This window comes from uncultured Algibacter sp., from assembly GCF_963976535.1.
Lineage (GTDB): Bacteria > Bacteroidota > Bacteroidia > Flavobacteriales > Flavobacteriaceae > Algibacter_B.
On the sequence record NZ_CAXBLF010000009.1, the window covers coordinates 1 to 17,331 of the forward strand.

Genomic DNA, 17,331 nt, shown 5'->3' on the forward strand with positions numbered 1-17,331 from the left:
ACTTTTTTATCCAAAAATAATATTATTCCCCAACTTTTACGTGTGACCCAAAATATCTCCTTGTTGAGGGGATTATAGGGCTGTCTGAGCTGGGGTAAACACCCCTAAAGTCCCCTCAAGGGGACAAAAAAACGGCAAATAAGTACTTAAATTTATGGTTTAAAATTGCCTTGGCGAACAAACGGGTTAGGGATTGAGGCATCTGTTGGAGCTCCTCGCAGAGAGCGACTGCCGAAAGCCCGACCTTTTGCGATCCTACAAGTCCCGATAGTTATCGGGACTTGTAGGTATGAGTAAAAGGGAACCCAAAAAAAACACCCCTAAAGTCCCCTCAATGGGACACAATTTGTAATTAATGACAATCTACCCCATTAGAAACCAAGTCATAAACAGGAGCAGGAGAGAGGTAAGGAATTCCAAGGCCTAAACCACGGAGAATAAATAAAGCGCCAATAAGAATAACAAAAACAGGAATTGCTTTTTGAATACGCTGTCTTGCTTTGCCTTTTAAAAACTGACTAAAATAAATAGCCGTAGTCATTAAAGGAATAGTACCCAAACCAAAAACAGCCATGTATAAACTTCCGTTTATGGCATTTCCGCCAGCAATAGCGGCAAATAGTGCCATATAAACTAAGCCACAAGGTAGAAAACCATTTAAAAATCCAATGGTTAAAAACGTATCCATAGTTTTTTTCTTCATGGCAGAGCCTAAAGCAGTTTTAACTTTAGAAATCAATCTGTAAATAGGTTTCGAGAAATTATATTTATTAAAAGTTTGTTGCGGAATTAATACTACTAAAATCATTAAAACCCCAATTATTATAGAAAGTTGCTGCTGAAATCCAAAAATATAAAGGCTCTTACCTATCAATCCAAAAATGAGCCCTATAATGCTGTAAGCTAATAATCTACCAAAATGGTAAACAGCAATTTGTGTAATTTTTTTAATCGTATTAGAGCGGTCAACCGGCAACATAAACGCTATAGGTCCACACATGCCAACACAGTGAAAACTCCCTAATAGCCCTAATATAAATGCCGAAACAAGCATGCTAATAATTTATAGATTCTTTAAATAAATAAGATTTTCCCTTATATTGCCAATCGATCTTAATGTTCCAACGACCATCTACCAAACGATTGTCAGGTATGAGCAAATTTGAATTAGACAATGAAATATCAGTTTCAAAGTCTAGTTGTTTGTTAGATGGTCTATATAGGAACATATTTCCTGTAATGTCTTTGTAATTAAAAGCCTCTGGGAATTTTATTAGTAACCCGTCAGCTGTTTTTTCGTAATTAATATTGGTGTCTAATGTCTTAGCGTTTTCCAGTTTATCAATATCATTTTGGTATTTTAATTCATCGGCATAATAATCCTCACTCACCAAATCATGATTGTATTTATCGTCCACATTCATGGTAATAATAAAGTACATGATAAACGAGATAAACCCAATAAATGCTAATACAATTCCGGTTCCCCAATTAAATTTCATATCTGTCATTCCTGCGAAGGCAAGAATCTATTTTTAATTAATATTATTTTTTCAATTTATACCTACAAGGTTCTTAATCCCGATAACTATTGGGACTCGCAGGATATTGCCAACGGCGTACTAAAATACTGCTGACTTTTATTTTTTGGCATTCCCCTTACGGGTCGGGCTTTCCGTTATATCTTTTTCTCGTGCCTCAAAAAAGGATGCCACTTCAATCCCTAATGCACCCATCCGCCATAGTCATTTATTACTCGCAAGAGTAAGTACTTCCAACTGAAGACTGATTACGGCCAACTTATTTATAACTCCTAGGTCCTAAAAAATTAGCAGTAGTCGTTTCAATTAACTTGTCGCCTTTATAAACGCCAATTTTTATCTTATTTCTATCACCAGACAATGCCGAATTATTAATTTCAATAAACAACGTTCCTTCAGCAATCCCCTGACTCGGTACTACAAAATCAGTACCAGTAGAAACCAATTTTAATTCCCCTTTATGAGACATGAGTTTAAAACTCACATCATCAATATCTTTACTGGTTTTGTTAACCAATTTATAAGTAAATACATTGCTAATAATGTTATTGTCTTTGTGCTCATATAACTGCCCTGGTAACCTTAACACATTGGCTTCAACATCATTTCGTAAAAACAGCATGCCAATTAAAAGCCCAATCATTATGGCTAAAACCGCAATGTAGCCTTTAATTCTAGGAGTAAATTTAAAAGGTGCTTTCTTTTCAATTTCCTCTTCGCTTGCATAACGTATCAATCCTTTTGGAAGATTAATGCTTTCCATAATATGGTCGCATTCATCAATACAAGCTGTACAATTAACACATTCTAATTGTGTACCATTTCTAATATCAATTCCAGTTGGGCAAACATGAACACACTGTAAACAATCTATACAATCACCATGACCTAAAGCTTCTCTGTCTTCATTTTTTCTAAACTTTTTTCTACCGTTTTCAGCTTCACCACGTTTATGGTCGTAAGCAACAACAATAGATTTGGTATCTAATAAAACCCCTTGTAATCTTCCGTACGGGCAAGCAATAATACAAACCTGTTCTCTAAACCATGCAAAAACAAAGTAAAATACCGCTGTAAAAATTAATAGCGAGATTAAAGTACTAACATTTTTTAGAGGGCCTTCAGTAATATGCTCAATTAGCTTGTCGCTTCCTATTAAATACGCTAAAAATACATTTGCAATAATGAACGAAATAATAAGAAATATGAATTGTTTTAACCCTTTTTTTCTAATTTTTTCGGCATCCCATTTTTGTCTGTCCAGTTTCCGTTGTTTATTTCTATCACCTTCAATCCAGTATTCAATGCGACGAAAAACCATTTCCATAAAAATGGTTTGTGGACATATCCATCCACAAAAAATACGACCAAAAGCCACAGTAAATAGCGTAATAAAAACCACACCAATCAGCATAGAAATCACAAACAGATGAAAATCTTGTGGCCAAAACGGAAAACCGAAAATATTAAATCGGCGCTCCAAAATATTAAACATTAAAAACTGATTCCCGTTAATTTTTATAAAAGGCGATAGTAATAAAAACGCCAATAAAAAATAACTTACATATTTTCTATACTTATAAAACTTACCATTAGGTTTTTTAGGGAACACCCACGCACGTTTTCCTTCTTCGGTAATGGTACCAATAGAGTCTCTAAAATTTTCGTTATCTGGGGTTTCCACTTGTCTTTAACTTGTCCTGCGAGGTTTTTAAAGAACCTTGTAGGTATGATTGAAACTATTTTTAAGACCTACAAGGTGTTTAAACCTTGTAGGTCAAAAGTGTTTAGCTTAGTTTGATATAGTTTCAGTTTAATCCGTAACTGTTTCGGGAGCTTATTCCGCATTTTCATCTACCCAAATATCACCTTCAGGCGCTTTTGGGTTAGCTGCAGTTGTTCCTTCAAACGTTAAGAGATAACTGGAAACCTGTGCCATTTCTAATGGTTTAAGTAGCGCTTTCCATGCAATCATTCCTTTTCCTGAACGACCACCTTCAGATACCGTTTTAAATACGTTTTTAATACCGCCACCTGAAATCCAATTTTTATCAGTTAAGTTTGGTCCAATTCCACCACCACCATCGGCCATATGGCAAGCCACACAATTGGTTTCAAAAATAATTTTACCAGCACTTAAGTCTGCCGCTTCAGTAAGTTGTGTTACTGTATTGATATCTACTAAATCTTTAGCAGTTTTTTTATAGGCGTCAATAGCAATTCTAGCATCGGCTAATTCGGTTTCCAATTCATCAATTTGAGTAGGCCCATTAAATACATGGTATCTTAATAGATAAACAGCAGCAAAAACAATACTAGCGTAAAAACCGTAAATCCACCATGGTGGTAAATTGTTATCAAGCTCTTTAATACCATCATAATTATGGTCTAAGATAATTTCACCTTCTTCCTCCATAGGTTTTTGCCCAAGAAGCTTTTGATAGGTTTCTTTTAACCAAGTAAACTTAAATGATTTTTTATTTTGGGCTAAGAATTTTGCTTTGGCTTCATCATCTAATTTATGAAGCATCACGTTTTCTAAAGCTCCTAATATAGCTTCAATAGCTATGAGAATTAAAAGGACTAACAGTAAAAAGAGCATGACTGCAGGGTATTCTATAAATGCTGGTTTCTCTCCAGAATCAATAAAGAATTCTACGGTTCCGAAAATGATAAAAAATACTATTGGAACACGAATCCAAGATGGAATTAAATTTTTCATTTGATGGTTGTTTTATTGTTTTTTAATTGACAAATGTAACCTCCGATTCTATTCAGATGTAAATTCAATCTTTGAATAGATGGTTTCATAATATATCGTCGTTTTGATTGTCTAATGGAATATTACTAACCCTTTTTATGTGATCTTTTTTAGCGGTAATTACCCACCAAAAGAGCACTACAAAAAAGATAAAAAAGATGAGCAAAGAAATGATTGGGTATATTTCAATCCCCGCAATGCTATCCATATGATTTTTTACAAATTTTAACATAATGTTTTCTTTTGATGATTAATTAATCTTCAACATGAATATCGGTTCCCAATCGCTGTAAGTAAGCAATCATGGCGACAATCTCGCGATTTTTCATTTCAATAAAGTCTTCACTGTTTTCAGCAGCATATTTTTTGTCTGCTTCATAGGTTTTAGCGAAATCTGGATCGTTGTACAAGTTTTGTTCAATTTGAGCACCTTGGTCTAACATATTTTGTTGCGCATTGGCAATATCTTCTTCAGAATAAGGAACACCTAAGGTAACCATAGCTTCCATTTTTGCCTCTGTTTGTGATTTATCAAGTTCACTAGATGAACCTGTAATTAACCAAGGATAACGAGGCATGATAGAACCTGATGATGTACTCTGTGGGTCATACATGTGATTAAAGTGCCAGTTATCTGAATACTTCGCACCAATTCTGTGTAAATCTGGACCAGTACGTTTACTTCCCCACAGGAATGGATGATCGTAAACAAATTCACCAGCTTTTGAGTATTCACCATAACGTTCCACTTCATCCCTAAATGGACGTATCATTTGTGAATGGCAACCCACACAGCCTTCTCGGATATAAATATCTCTACCTTCTAACTCAAGAGGTGTATAAGGTTTAACACTAGCAATTGTTGGGATATTTGATTTTACCATAATTGTTGGTACAATCTGGAGAATCCCTCCAATTAAAATAGCTACAGTGGCTAATATGGTTAATTGTATTGGTCTTCTTTCTAACCATGTATGCCAACCTTCACTAGACGTTCGTTTTTTAGTCACAGTTTCTAAAGCAGGGGCTTCGGCCAATTCATCTTCAACTTTACTTCCTTGTCTTATAGTTGCTATAATGTTAAACACTAAAACAAACATTCCAACAATATAAAGCGTACCACCAATAGCACGCATCCAATATAGAGGCATAAGTTCTGTGACGGTTTCTAAGAAGTTTCCGTAAACTAATGTGCCGTCTGGGTTAAATTGCTTCCACATAGCCCATTGCGTAAAACCAGCAACATACATAGGTAGCGCATATAAAATGATACCCAAAGTGCCTAACCAAAAGTGTAAATTAGCTAACCCTAAAGAGAATAATTTAGTTTTAAATAATCTTGGAATTAAGTAATAAATAATACCAAAAGCCATAAAACCATTCCAAGCTAATGCGCCAACGTGCACGTGCGCTATAATCCAATCGGTATAGTGCGCCATAGCATTTACCGTTTTAAGTGATAACATAGGGCCTTCAAAAGTTGCCATACCATAACCGGTGATAGCTACGACCATAAATTTTAAAACAGGGTCGGTTCGTACTTTATCCCACGCACCACGAAGCGTTAATAAACCGTTTATCATACCACCCCAAGAAGGCATCAATAACATTACTGAGAATGCTACCCCTAAGTTTTGCGCCCATTCTGGTAAAGCGGTATATAATAAGTGATGCGGACCTGCCCAAATATATATAAAGATTAACGACCAGAAATGCACAATAGATAATCTATAAGAATACACAGGTCGGTTTGCAGCCTTAGGAACAAAATAATACATCAAACCTAAAAACGGTGTGGTTAAAAAGAATGCCACCGCATTATGTCCGTACCACCATTGCACAAGTGCATCTTGCACACCTGCATAAACAGAGTAGCTTTTCATAGCACTTACAGGCAATTCTAAACTATTAAAAATATGAAGTACAGCAACAGTTACAAATGTGGCAATGTAAAACCAAATGGCAACGTATAAATGACGTTGGCGACGTTTTAAAATCGTCCATATCATATTCACACCAAAAACCACCCAAATAAGTGCAATAGCAATATCAATGGGCCATTCTAGTTCTGCATATTCTTTTGATGTTGTATATCCTAAAGGCAGTGATATCGCGGCAGCAACAATAATAAGTTGCCAACCCCAAAAGTTAATATTACTTAAAAGGTCGCTCGCCATACGGGCTTTTAGTAAACGCTGAAGCGAATAGTAAATACCAGCAAACATGGCATTACCCACAAAGGCAAAAATTATGGCATTCGTGTGTAAAGGTCTTAAACGACCAAAACTAAGCCACGAAATCCCATCCGTAAGGTTTGGGAATAAAAACATAAAGGCAAGTAGTAAACCTACGGCCATTCCAACAACTCCAAAAATTATTGTAGCATAAAGGAACTTGGTAACGATTTTATTATCGTAATGAAATTGTTGCATTTTCATAAGTAAATATTTATTTTATTGGAAGGTCTTATGCAATCGCTAAAAGCAAATCGGTTTTTATAGAAGTTTTGTGCTAGCGATTTCATAGTACTAATTATTATTCTTTTTGGTTAGTATCGTTTTCTTTGGTTTATCTTTTATCAATTCATCCTCAAAAAGCATGCGTACAGATGGCGTATAACTATCGTCATACTGTCCGCTTTTCACAGCAACAATAAATGCAATAAAAAAGCCAATAGCAACAAATATGCTAATAGCAAGTAAAATATATATAACACTCATACCTAATAGAAGTTACGGTTCAAAAATACTTTCAAACTTTTTTTTAAAAGATGATATTTGTCATGTTTCATTTTCATTTTTATTTTCTTTGGCGTTCCTTTTTGTTCATACCTACAAGGCGCAGTACCAAACTTGGTTTGTGTATCTAAAACCTTGCAGGATCACAAAAAGACGGGCTTTACGTTCCAAGTCCTCGTACCTCCTTCGTGGGGCTGTGGGCTTTTATTCATGCATTTCTATTTTTTATTAAAGAATTCATGAACATAAATGTTTCACTGCAATCCCTACCAGTCTGCTAAATTCATTTCTCATTTTCCTTTCCCTAGTTCTCTCCGAAGGGGAGAGAACAATTATGTATTTACTCATGTTTCTAAATTTTTTTTCAAGAGTTTCATTCGTTCGAGTTTCCTCCCCTTCGGGGAGGTTAGGTGGGGCTTTTATTTCAGTTTTCTACCTACAATATTAGTACAAATTGTTGTAAATACCACAATACTTATTGAACTTAAAGGCATTAATATAGCAGCAACAACAGGGGATAGCTGTCCCGTAACCGCAAAATAAAGCCCAATAATATTGTATATTAAAGACAAAGCAAAACTCCATTTAATGATCTTTATGGCTGATTTTGAAGCTTTTATAAAATGATATAACTGGTTAAACTTTGTAGCATCTAATATAACATCACAAGCCGGGGAGAACACATTCACATTTTCAGAAATAGCAATCCCAACATTACTTTGTGCTAAGGCACCAGCGTCATTTAATCCATCACCAATCATTAATACTTTTGCTCCAGAATTTTGATGATGTTTGATATATTCCAACTTATCTTCAGGTTTCTGATTAAAAAACAACTTTGTTTTTGCTGGAAGTAATTTGGTTAAATTTTCTTTTTCACCAGCATTATCCCCAGATAGAATTACCAAATCATAATGTTTTTTAAGTTGATTAAATAACGTAGAAAGTCCTTGTCTATATTGGTTGTAAAACGTGAATTTTCCTTTGTATTGGTTGTTAGCACTCACATGAACCGCCGTGTTTAAGGTAGCCGTTTCCGAAGTATAACCCACAAAAGGCGCAGATCCAATTTTTATAGAATCTTCGTTGTGTTTAGCGGCAATACCTTCACCAATATGTTCTTGGAAGTTATCTAAAGTTACAATGTCGTTTTCTTCTAAAAGCGAGTATAAGGATCTACTTAAAGGATGATTAGAGTTTCGTAACGTGCTTTTTAATAAAGACTCTTCATCATCTGAAAGTTTCAATCCATCATAAGCAATCGCCGTTTCTTTGTTTGCCGTAATCGTTCCAGTTTTATCAAAAATAATGGTGTCAATGGCCGCTAATTGTTCAATCACAGATGCGTTTTTAGCATAAAATTTAAGTTTGCCAAAAATGCGTAACATATTTCCAAAAGTAAAAGGCGCAGCCAATGCAATAGCACACGGACAAGCAATAATTAGCACTGATGTAAATACATTTAAAGCTTTTGATGAATCGATAAATAGCCAATATAGTGTTGATATCATTGCAATACTAAGAACAGCAATTGTAAACCGCTTACTAATGGCATTGGTTAGCGTAGTAAAACCATCTTCTTTGTTTTTACTAAACACATCATTACTCCAAAGTTGGGTTAAGTAACTTTGTTCAACAGTTTTTAAAACATCAACTTCAATACTGCCATTTAATTGTTTTCCTCCGGCAAATAATTTATCACCAGATTGTTTTGAAACGGCTTCAGATTCACCAGTCACAAAACTGTAATCAATACGCGCATTTCCTTTTATCAAAATACAATCCACAGGAATAAGTTCTTCATTTCTTATCAAAAGTCTATCTCCCTTTTCAATATCATACACTTGAATGGAGGCTTCAGAAGTATCAGAAAAAATTTTAGTAATTCCAATTGGGAAGTAGGATTTGTAATCCCGTTCAAACGATAAAAAAGTATAGGTTTTTTGTTGAAAAAACTTCCCAAGCAATAAAAAGAAAATAAGCCCAGATAAACTATCAAAAAAGCCAGTTCCAATATCTAAAACAATTTCAGTAGTACTTCTTAGAAATAGTACAGCAGCTCCCAACGCAATAGGAACATCCATATTTAAAATTTTGGAGCGTAATCCTTTATAGGCAGAAATAAAATAATCTTGGGCAGAATAAAAAACTACGGGCAATGAAAAAGTGAACATCACCCACCTAAAAACTGGGGCGTATTTTTCAATCCAAAATCCGTTAACCTGAAAATACTCAGGAAACGACAAAAACATAATGTTTCCAAAGGCAAAACCTGCTACGCCTAATTTATAAATTAGCGATCTGTCTATATTTTTTTTACCAACACTATAATCATCTAAGCTTATAAAGGGCTCGTAGCCAACACTGCTCAAAAGTTTAACCAATGCTTTTATTGAAAAATCTTCAATGTTATAGGTGACTCTTACCGTTTTCTTCCCAAAATTGACTATTGATGCGCTTATGGAAGTATGTAATTTATTTAGGTTTTCAAGAATCCAAATACAAGAACTACAATGAATATGGGGGATGTAAAGTGTTACAATCTGGGTTTTTTCATCGTCAAATTCTAAAAGATTTTCAACAATTTTAGCATTGTCTAAAAAATTGTACTTGCCTTCAATTTCTTTTGGAGTTGCACCTGGAGCTTGTTGTAAATCGTAGTAACACGTTAAATCGTTTGCAGAGAATATCTCGTACACTGTTTTACAACCGTTACAACAAAATGATTTGTCATCATATATAATTTCAGAAGATGACGAATCTAACCCGCAGTGGAAACATGTTTTATGTTTCATCTGACGGTTGTATTTCGTTAATAGAATGCTGTAATGGAATCAAAATTATTAATTGATTCATTTCGTAATATTTGCTCATTTATACCTTTTGCAAAATTAAAAAATTAGATGTGGTTAATATATGATATTTATCATGAGTTTTATACTTTTACAAAGCGATAAAGTAATTGGTATGGGAAAGTGTGAACAATGTATAATCAAACAATTTAATTCACTTAAGTCACTGACTAAAGATGAGTTAGTGCGAATTTCCTCTTGTAAGACTTCTAGAATCATTAAAAAGGGTGAGGTTATTTTTGAAGAAGGTGAAATGTTAAATGGTGTGTATTGTGTAAAAGATGGTATTTGTAAACTATCTAAACTTAGTGAAAACGGAAAAGATCAGATTGTAAAAATGGTTGTTAAAGGGCAATTATTAGGCCAGCGTTCTTTGATTAGTGAAGAGGCCTCTAATTTGCAGGCAACCGCTTTAAATGATATGGAGGTTTGTTTCATTCCAAAGTCTGAAATAATTGCTGATCTTCAAAAAAACCCAAAATTTTCGTTTGATGTATTAAAAGATATGGCTCACGATTTAAAAGAAGCTGATGATGTTATTGTAAATATGGCTCAAAAATCAGTGCGCCAGCGTTTAGCAGAAACATTAATTTATATCCATGATAGTTTTGGTGTAAATCCAGATGGTACTTTAAGTGTTCTTTTGTCTCGCGAAGATTATGCCAGCATAGTAGGTACTGCAACAGAATCTGCAATTCGCGTACTTTCTCAATTTAAAAAGGAAGGCTTAATTTCTACCTTAGGTAAGTTTATAAAGATTGAAGACCTTAATGGTTTAAAACGGGTAGAATAACGCTTATTCGAAATTCATGTTAAAGTATAGATAAATCTGATTATAGGGGTTGTCGTTTTCTATAAAATTATAGTATTTTTATGCTGCTATGAAAAACGACAAAACTTTTAAAAAAGGCTTTATTTTTAAAAAATACGAAGCGCCTTATCAATCGCCTTTTGATAAACTCTTCGAGGTTTTTAAGGAATTAATTACACATACTTCAGGAGATTTTGACGAAGCGATAGATTGGTTGCGAGAATTAGATAAAGAATACCAACTTACCACAGCCGAATATACCATTGAAGATTTTATTGAAGACCTAAAAAAGAAAGGGTATTTGCGAGAAGAAATTGATCCTGAGGGAAATGGTTCATTAGCTATAACTGCAAAAACGGAGCGTGCCATTCGTCAACAAGCACTAGACCATATTTTTGGAAAAATTAAACGTAGCGGACAAGGCAATCATAAAAGCAAAAGCCCCGGATTGGGTGATGAACATACAGGTGATTTTAGAAACTATCAATTTGGTGATGCTTTAGATAAAGTGTCTATGACTGAAAGTTTGAAGAATGCACAAATTAATCACGGTATTTCAGATTTTATACTTTCGGAAGACGATTTAGTAGTTGAAGAAACACTTCATAAGTCGCAAATGAGTACGGTGCTTATGATCGACATTAGCCATAGTATGATTTTGTATGGAGAAGATAGAATTACGCCTGCAAAGAAAGTAGCCATGGCACTAGCCGAATTAATTACCACCAGATATCCTAAAGACACCTTGGATATTTTAGTATTTGGTAATGATGCTTGGCAAATTGAAATTAAAGATTTGCCATACTTAAAAGTTGGTCCGTATCACACCAATACCGTTGCTGGTTTGCAATTGGCAATGGACTTATTAAGACGTAAACGAAATACGAATAAGCAAATTTTTATGATTACCGATGGAAAACCAAGTTGTTTGCGTTTACCCGACGGACAGTACTATAAAAACAGTAACGGATTAGATACGCATATTGTAAATAAGTGTTATGCTATGGCACAACAAGCAAGGCGTTTGCATATACCAATCACAACATTTATGATAGCTCAAGACTCCTATTTAATGCAGTTTGTTAGAGAGTTTACTTATGCAAATCAAGGAAAAGCATTTTATACAGGACTTAAAGGTTTGGGCGAAATGATTTTTGAGGATTATGAAACAAATAGAAAGAAGAGGATAAAGGGATAGAAACAAGCCCCTCCTAACCTCCCCAAAGGGAGGGATACTCAAATAGGAAAAATATAAGCATATTATGAAAATTACACAGAAAAGTAAGAACGCAACAGTTCCCTCTCCTTCGAAGAGGCCTATAACACTAGGCGAGCTAAAACTAGCAGGTTATCAATCAAAATCTATAAAAGATGAACTTCGCGATAACCTTATTAATAAAATAAAAAATAAAGAAACCACTTTTGAGGGTGTTCACGGTTATGAAAACACAGTAATTCCGGAATTAGAGCGTGCTATTTTATCAAGGCACAATATCAACTTATTAGGTTTACGTGGGCAAGCAAAAACACGATTAGCACGTTTAATGCTGAATTTATTAGATGAGTATATTCCTGTAGTAGAAGGTTCTGAAATTAACGATGATCCTTTTTATCCAATCTCAAGATTTGCTGTGGAATTGATAAAAGAGAAAGGCGATGATACTCCCATCTCTTGGTTGCATAGAAGTGAACGTTTTGCTGAAAAACTAGCAACCCCAGATGTTACTGTAGCTGATATTATTGGTGATGTAGATCCGATAAAGGCGGCAAATTTAAAATTGAGTTATGCGGATGATAGAGTAATTCATTACGGGATGATACCTCGAGCAAATCGTTGCATTTTTGTAATCAACGAATTACCAGATTTGCAAGCTAGAATTCAAGTCGCATTATTTAATATTTTACAAGAAGGCGATATTCAAATTAGAGGCTTTAAGTTGAGGTTGCCCTTAGATATTCAATTTTTATTTACGGCTAATCCAGAAGATTACACCAATAGAGGAAGTATTGTAACACCCTTAAAAGATAGAATAGGTTCTCAAATTTTGACACATTATCCTACTGATATTGAAACAGCTAGACAAATTACTGAGCAAGAAGCTAAATTAGTAGAAAGTCAAAAAACATCTGTAATTGTGCCAGATTTAGCAAGAGATTTATTAGAACAAATTGTTTTTGAAGCTCGTGAAAGTGAGTTTGTTGATGCTAAAAGTGGCGTAAGTGCACGTTTAAGTATCACTGCATTAGAAAACTTATTTAGCACTGCAGAACGAAGAGCATTGATGAATGGTGACGGTCAAACAACCTTGAGGTTATCAGATTTTGTTGGAATAATCCCAGCTATTACAGGTAAGGTTGAATTGGTTTATGAAGGAGAGCAAGAGGGTGCTGCTGTGGTTGCATATAATCTTATTGGTGAAGCGGTCAAAAGGCTGTTTGCGGAGTTTTTTCCAAAGATTGGTAAACTACAAAAACAAGAAGAAGAAAGTCCTTATGATGACGTAGTGTCTTGGTTTTTCAATCAGAAAGATGGTTTTGAGTTATTAGATGATTTAAGAGATAAAGAATATAAGAACTTACTATATGCTATTTCTCCGTTAGATGATTTATTAGGAAAATATCAACCTAACTTATCAAAACAAGATAGTTATTTTGTAAAAGAGTTTGTGCTTTGGGCTTTGGTTGAAAACAAACAATTAAGTAAACACAGATTTACTGAAGGTATTCAATTTAAAGACCCTTATGGGAGCTTTATAGGCGGAATTTAGTCAAAAAAAACTCCAGGACGAATACGTCCTGGTTTCTTATAAAATTGTCATTCTCGCAAAAGCGGGAATCTAAATAATGATTTTCGATTTTTTATCGAAAATCTAATTATTTACCAATTATCTCTACTTTTAATATTATTAGCGCATAATTCAATAATTTGATTGATGCGCTTTTTTCTTGTTGCTTCACGTTTTGCACTATGCAGCCATGACAAGTAGCTTTTTCTATAGCCTGGTGCAAAATTTCGGTAGTTATCAAAAGCTATTTTGTTCTTATCAAAAGCTTGTTGTAATCCGTTAGGAATAACACCGTTTTCAACATCATCCATGGCAGTCCAAGTTCCTGTGTTTTTTGCAAGCGATATCATTTTATGACCAGATTCATGAATTAAACAAGCTTCTGTTAACTCCTCAACATATTTTTTATTAAGGGCACTCCACGTACTTTTTGGGTTTCTAGGGCAGAAATATTGGCGTCTTTTTCCGTTACCTAAACTTTTAACTGTAGAATCAATCCAGCCGAAACAAATAGCAACCTTAACAGCGTCTTCCCATCTCATAGTAGGGATATTCATTTCTAGTTTATAAAAAATCAGGTATACACTTTTTACTTGGTTATGATTTTGCAATAACCAATCATACCAATCCCTATCGCGCTCAAAATAAAGTTCGGGTAAATCTTCCAAAACTTATTGCTGTTTTGATTCTACATAAAAATCAATGTCAATTTCAAAAGTATCGATTTTTGAATCTAATGAAATTGTGTTCCATTCAGCTTTAGGAAACAACCATTTTTCATCATTATTAATTTTAATTTGAATTGGCATATCGAAGTTCTCGACAATATTAGTCCAGCGGTATTTCAAAGTCTTCTTTTTAAAAGAATATTCTAAAGTTGGAATTTTAATGGTTCTTAAATATTGATTAAAAAACGCTGTTAAGTCAATACCAGTTTCTTTGGATAGAAAACTTTCTATTTGTTGAGTGGTCACCGTTTGATGATAAAATTCTACATTCATTTTACGCAATATCCTTCGCCATTTTTCATCATCTTCAATAAGTTGTCTAAGCGTGTGAAGCATATTAGCACCTTTATAGTACATGTCTGAAGAGCCTTCTTTATTTACGTTGTAAAATCCAATTAGTGGTCTGTCGTTTTGAATGTTTTTTCGAGTTCCTATTACATATTCAGCTGAAGCTTCTTTTCCAAAGTAATAATCTAAATACAAATTTTCAGAATAGGCAGTAAACCCTTCGTGAATCCACATATCGGCAGAATCTTTATAAGTAATATTATTGGCAAACCATTCATGGCCGGACTCATGGATGATTATAAAGTCAAATTTTAATCCCCAACCTGTTCCAGATAAATCATTTCCTAAATATCCATTTTGATAACCATTACCATAAGTCACAGAACTTTGATGTTCCATACCCAAGTATGGGACTTCAACAAGTTTAAAACTATCAACATAAAATGGATATTGCCCAAACCAATGTTCAAAAGCTTTCATCATCATTGGAGCCTGTTTAAACTGTTCTTTGGCTTTTTTAAGATTGTAACTTAAAACATAATAATCCATATCTAAATTACCAGCTTGTCCATCGTATACTTCAGAAAAATTAACATAATCTCCAATATTTATATTAACACCATAGTTATTTATAGGGCTTTTAACTATCCAACTGAATGTTTTTGTATCTCCAATTTGCTCAACACCTCGTAATCTTCCATTGGAAACATTTGTTAATTTACTGGGCACGTTTACACTAATTTGCATACTATCTACTTCGTCGTACATATGGTCTTTGTTTGGCCACCAAACACTAGCTCCTAAACCTTGACAAGATGATGCAATAAAATGATTTCCGTTTTTGTCTTTCTTCCATGAAATACCACCATCCCAAGGTGCTCTAACGGCTTCCTTAGGGTGTCCTTCATAATGGACTACTAAATTATTTATTTCATCAATTTTTTGATTATCAATTAGTGATATGAAATGTGCATTTCCATCATGTCTTATTTTTAATTCTTTACCATTTTGAACAGCTTTTAAAAGTTCCATGGGCGATTGTAAGTCAATTTGCATGACCGAATCTTGCTTTAAAACTTTATATTGAATGGTGTTTTTACCAGATATAAATTTGTTTTCAGGATCAACTTTTATATCCAAGTGATAATAAGTTAAATCCCACCATTCGCGCTCAGGCGTAATACTTCCTCTTAATGTGTCTTGTCTTGTAAAACTGGTTTTTTCTGATAGTAATCCTTGAGCTTCTATGGATACAAATGGAAATATTAAGAAAATTATTAGTATGCGAAAGCTGTAATTCATTAGTTTAAAATTTTGCTTAAAATTAATTAAAAAGATGCTTAAGTATGTGTTAATTAATCTCTAAATATTTTATCTGGAAAAGTGATAAGGCTTTCAAAGTCATTTTCTCCAACGGATGCGATACCAAAAAAGTAATTATCAATAACAATACCATTTAAAGTAAATTCGGAAACATTACCAACATATCTACTGTTATCCCAAGTGGGTGATGTTGTATCTCTCCAATAAATTTTATAACCTTTAGCACCATCAACTTTATCCCATTTAAATTTAACTGATGGTTGTACAATACCACCAATGGCCACATTTTTTGGTTGCGGAGGGGCAGAGGCTAAACTTGCCATATTTATAGTATTTACTGCGGTTAATTTTTTTGCATAATTAAAATTAACATGCTCAATGACATCACCATATTTTATACCATTTTCTTCACGAATATCTTGATGCTGTTGCGTGTAATTTTCATGTGCTTCCATAATTCGGATTCCAGCATAACCTAAATCGTTAAAAGGTCTGTGATGACCACCACGACCAAATCTATCTAATCTATAAACCATCATGGGATTCATTTCTGGCATATATGTTTTAGTAGTTTTATATACATATCTGGCCAATTGACGAGAAATTCCATCAACTTCGCCACCGTAAAACCTGCGTAATGTTCGTTCTCGTTCTGTTTCATTAGGAGGAACGGGTTCAGAAAAAATTCTAAACGTTCTATTGTCAATTACACCATCAACACCTTTAATATTTCCAATCATATCATTGTTAAAAATTCCAATAATATTCCAGCCTTTGTCTTGAGCGTATTTTGCTAGTCCTGCACCACCAAACAATCCTTGTTCTTCGCCAGATAAACCAACGTAAACAATACTGCTTTCAAATTCATATTTTGATAATACACGAGCTGCTTCTATAGTTCCTGCCATACCAGAAGCATTATCATTAGCTCCAGGTGCATCAGTAGTGAAATCCATAGTATCGCTTCCGCGAGAATCAATATCTCCACTCATGATAATATAACGATTTGGATATTTTGTGCCTTTTTGAACGGCTACAACATTAACCACCCAAGCATCATGAGGGACACGATTATTTCCTTCTTTAGAAACAAAATCTTTTTGATAAAAAACCTCTAAACAATTTTTGCAATCTTTTGAAATAATTTCAAATTCAGACTTTATCCAGCGTCTAGCGGCACCTATGCCTTTTGTGTTAGAAATAGTATCGCTAAAAGTATTTCTTGTGCCAAAATCAACTAGGGTTTGTATGTTTTTTTCAATATGTTTTGAAGATACGGCTTCAATAATATCATAAATTTGCTGATTTGTTTGTGCTACTAAAATAGATGAGAATATGAATGGGAATAGAACTAAAAAGTATTTCATGTGATTTGGTTTATTTCTTATAGTTAAATTTTATGGTTTCCATAGAACCATCTTTTTGATGAATATCTACATAAACGTTCATTTCGTTATCATTTACTTTCTAGAATGTCATACCTTCAAAAACCGCTTTAGGAGG

Annotated in this window: 14 protein-coding genes; 3 read left to right on the plus strand and 11 right to left on the minus strand. The window is 34.1% G+C overall.

Translation table 11 applies throughout. The features are described from left to right. Positions 1–352: 352 nt before the first annotated feature. The 8 genes from AAC024_RS04445 to AAC024_RS04480 form a co-directional block, all read right to left on the minus strand. Entirely contained in the window at positions 353–1,054 is a 702-nt protein-coding gene (locus tag AAC024_RS04445) for a sulfite exporter TauE/SafE family protein (RefSeq protein WP_339894009.1), read from the minus strand. 1 nt (position 1,055) lies between these two features. Further along, positions 1,056–1,502 (minus strand): FixH family protein, encoded by a 447-nt coding sequence (locus tag AAC024_RS04450; RefSeq protein WP_339894010.1) that lies wholly within the window; start codon positions 1,500–1,502, stop codon positions 1,056–1,058. Between the two features lie 298 nt (positions 1,503–1,800). Beyond that, positions 1,801–3,225 (minus strand): cytochrome c oxidase accessory protein CcoG, encoded by a 1,425-nt coding sequence (gene ccoG / locus AAC024_RS04455; protein WP_339894011.1) that lies wholly within the window; start codon positions 3,223–3,225, stop codon positions 1,801–1,803. 153 nt (positions 3,226–3,378) lie between these two features. Beyond that, complete coding sequence (locus AAC024_RS04460; protein ID WP_339894012.1) at positions 3,379–4,263, minus strand: cbb3-type cytochrome c oxidase N-terminal domain-containing protein; 885 nt, start codon at positions 4,261–4,263, stop codon at positions 3,379–3,381. 85 nt (positions 4,264–4,348) lie between these two features. After that, the gene (locus AAC024_RS04465) at positions 4,349–4,534 is read right to left on the minus strand and encodes a CcoQ/FixQ family Cbb3-type cytochrome c oxidase assembly chaperone (protein ID WP_339894013.1); all 186 of its coding nucleotides are present in this window, start codon (positions 4,532–4,534) and stop codon (positions 4,349–4,351) included. A gap of 22 nt (positions 4,535–4,556) precedes the next feature. Beyond that, positions 4,557–6,740 (minus strand): cytochrome-c oxidase, cbb3-type subunit I, encoded by a 2,184-nt coding sequence (ccoN, locus tag AAC024_RS04470; protein ID WP_339894014.1) that lies wholly within the window; start codon positions 6,738–6,740, stop codon positions 4,557–4,559. 90 nt (positions 6,741–6,830) lie between these two features. Further along, positions 6,831–7,022: a cbb3-type cytochrome oxidase assembly protein CcoS gene (ccoS, locus tag AAC024_RS04475; RefSeq protein ID WP_339894015.1), complete on the minus strand. Its 192-nt coding sequence runs from the start codon at positions 7,020–7,022 to the stop codon at positions 6,831–6,833. Positions 7,023–7,459: 437 nt separating this feature from the next. Beyond that, positions 7,460–9,835: a heavy metal translocating P-type ATPase metal-binding domain-containing protein gene (locus AAC024_RS04480; protein ID WP_339894016.1), complete on the minus strand. Its 2,376-nt coding sequence runs from the start codon at positions 9,833–9,835 to the stop codon at positions 7,460–7,462. A gap of 172 nt (positions 9,836–10,007) precedes the next feature. On the opposite strand from AAC024_RS04480, the gene AAC024_RS04485 reads away from it, so the two are divergent. From AAC024_RS04485 to AAC024_RS04495, 3 genes are all read left to right on the plus strand, one after another. Next, the gene (locus AAC024_RS04485; RefSeq protein ID WP_339894065.1) at positions 10,008–10,685 is read left to right on the plus strand and encodes a Crp/Fnr family transcriptional regulator; all 678 of its coding nucleotides are present in this window, start codon (positions 10,008–10,010) and stop codon (positions 10,683–10,685) included. 88 nt (positions 10,686–10,773) lie between these two features. Then, entirely contained in the window at positions 10,774–11,901 is a 1,128-nt protein-coding gene (locus AAC024_RS04490) for a VWA domain-containing protein (RefSeq protein WP_339894017.1), read from the plus strand. Positions 11,902–11,965: 64 nt separating this feature from the next. Further along, complete coding sequence (locus AAC024_RS04495) at positions 11,966–13,471, plus strand: magnesium chelatase (RefSeq protein WP_339894018.1); 1,506 nt, start codon at positions 11,966–11,968, stop codon at positions 13,469–13,471. A gap of 110 nt (positions 13,472–13,581) precedes the next feature. Here the strand turns inward: AAC024_RS04495 and AAC024_RS04500 are convergent, their stop codons facing one another. From AAC024_RS04500 to AAC024_RS04510, 3 genes are read right to left on the minus strand one after another with little or no spacing between them, the layout of a single operon-like run. Then, on the minus strand, positions 13,582–14,157 hold the full coding sequence (locus AAC024_RS04500) for a YdeI/OmpD-associated family protein (RefSeq protein WP_339894019.1): 576 nt from the start codon (positions 14,155–14,157) through the stop codon (positions 13,582–13,584). 3 nt (positions 14,158–14,160) lie between these two features. Further along, positions 14,161–15,807, minus strand: a complete 1,647-nt coding sequence (locus tag AAC024_RS04505; protein WP_339894020.1) for a M1 family metallopeptidase — start codon at positions 15,805–15,807, stop codon at positions 14,161–14,163. A 53-nt stretch (positions 15,808–15,860) separates the two neighbouring features. Further along, positions 15,861–17,195, minus strand: coding sequence for a M28 family peptidase (locus tag AAC024_RS04510; RefSeq protein WP_339894021.1), 1,335 nt, complete (start codon positions 17,193–17,195; stop codon positions 15,861–15,863). Positions 17,196–17,331 lie beyond the last annotated feature (136 nt).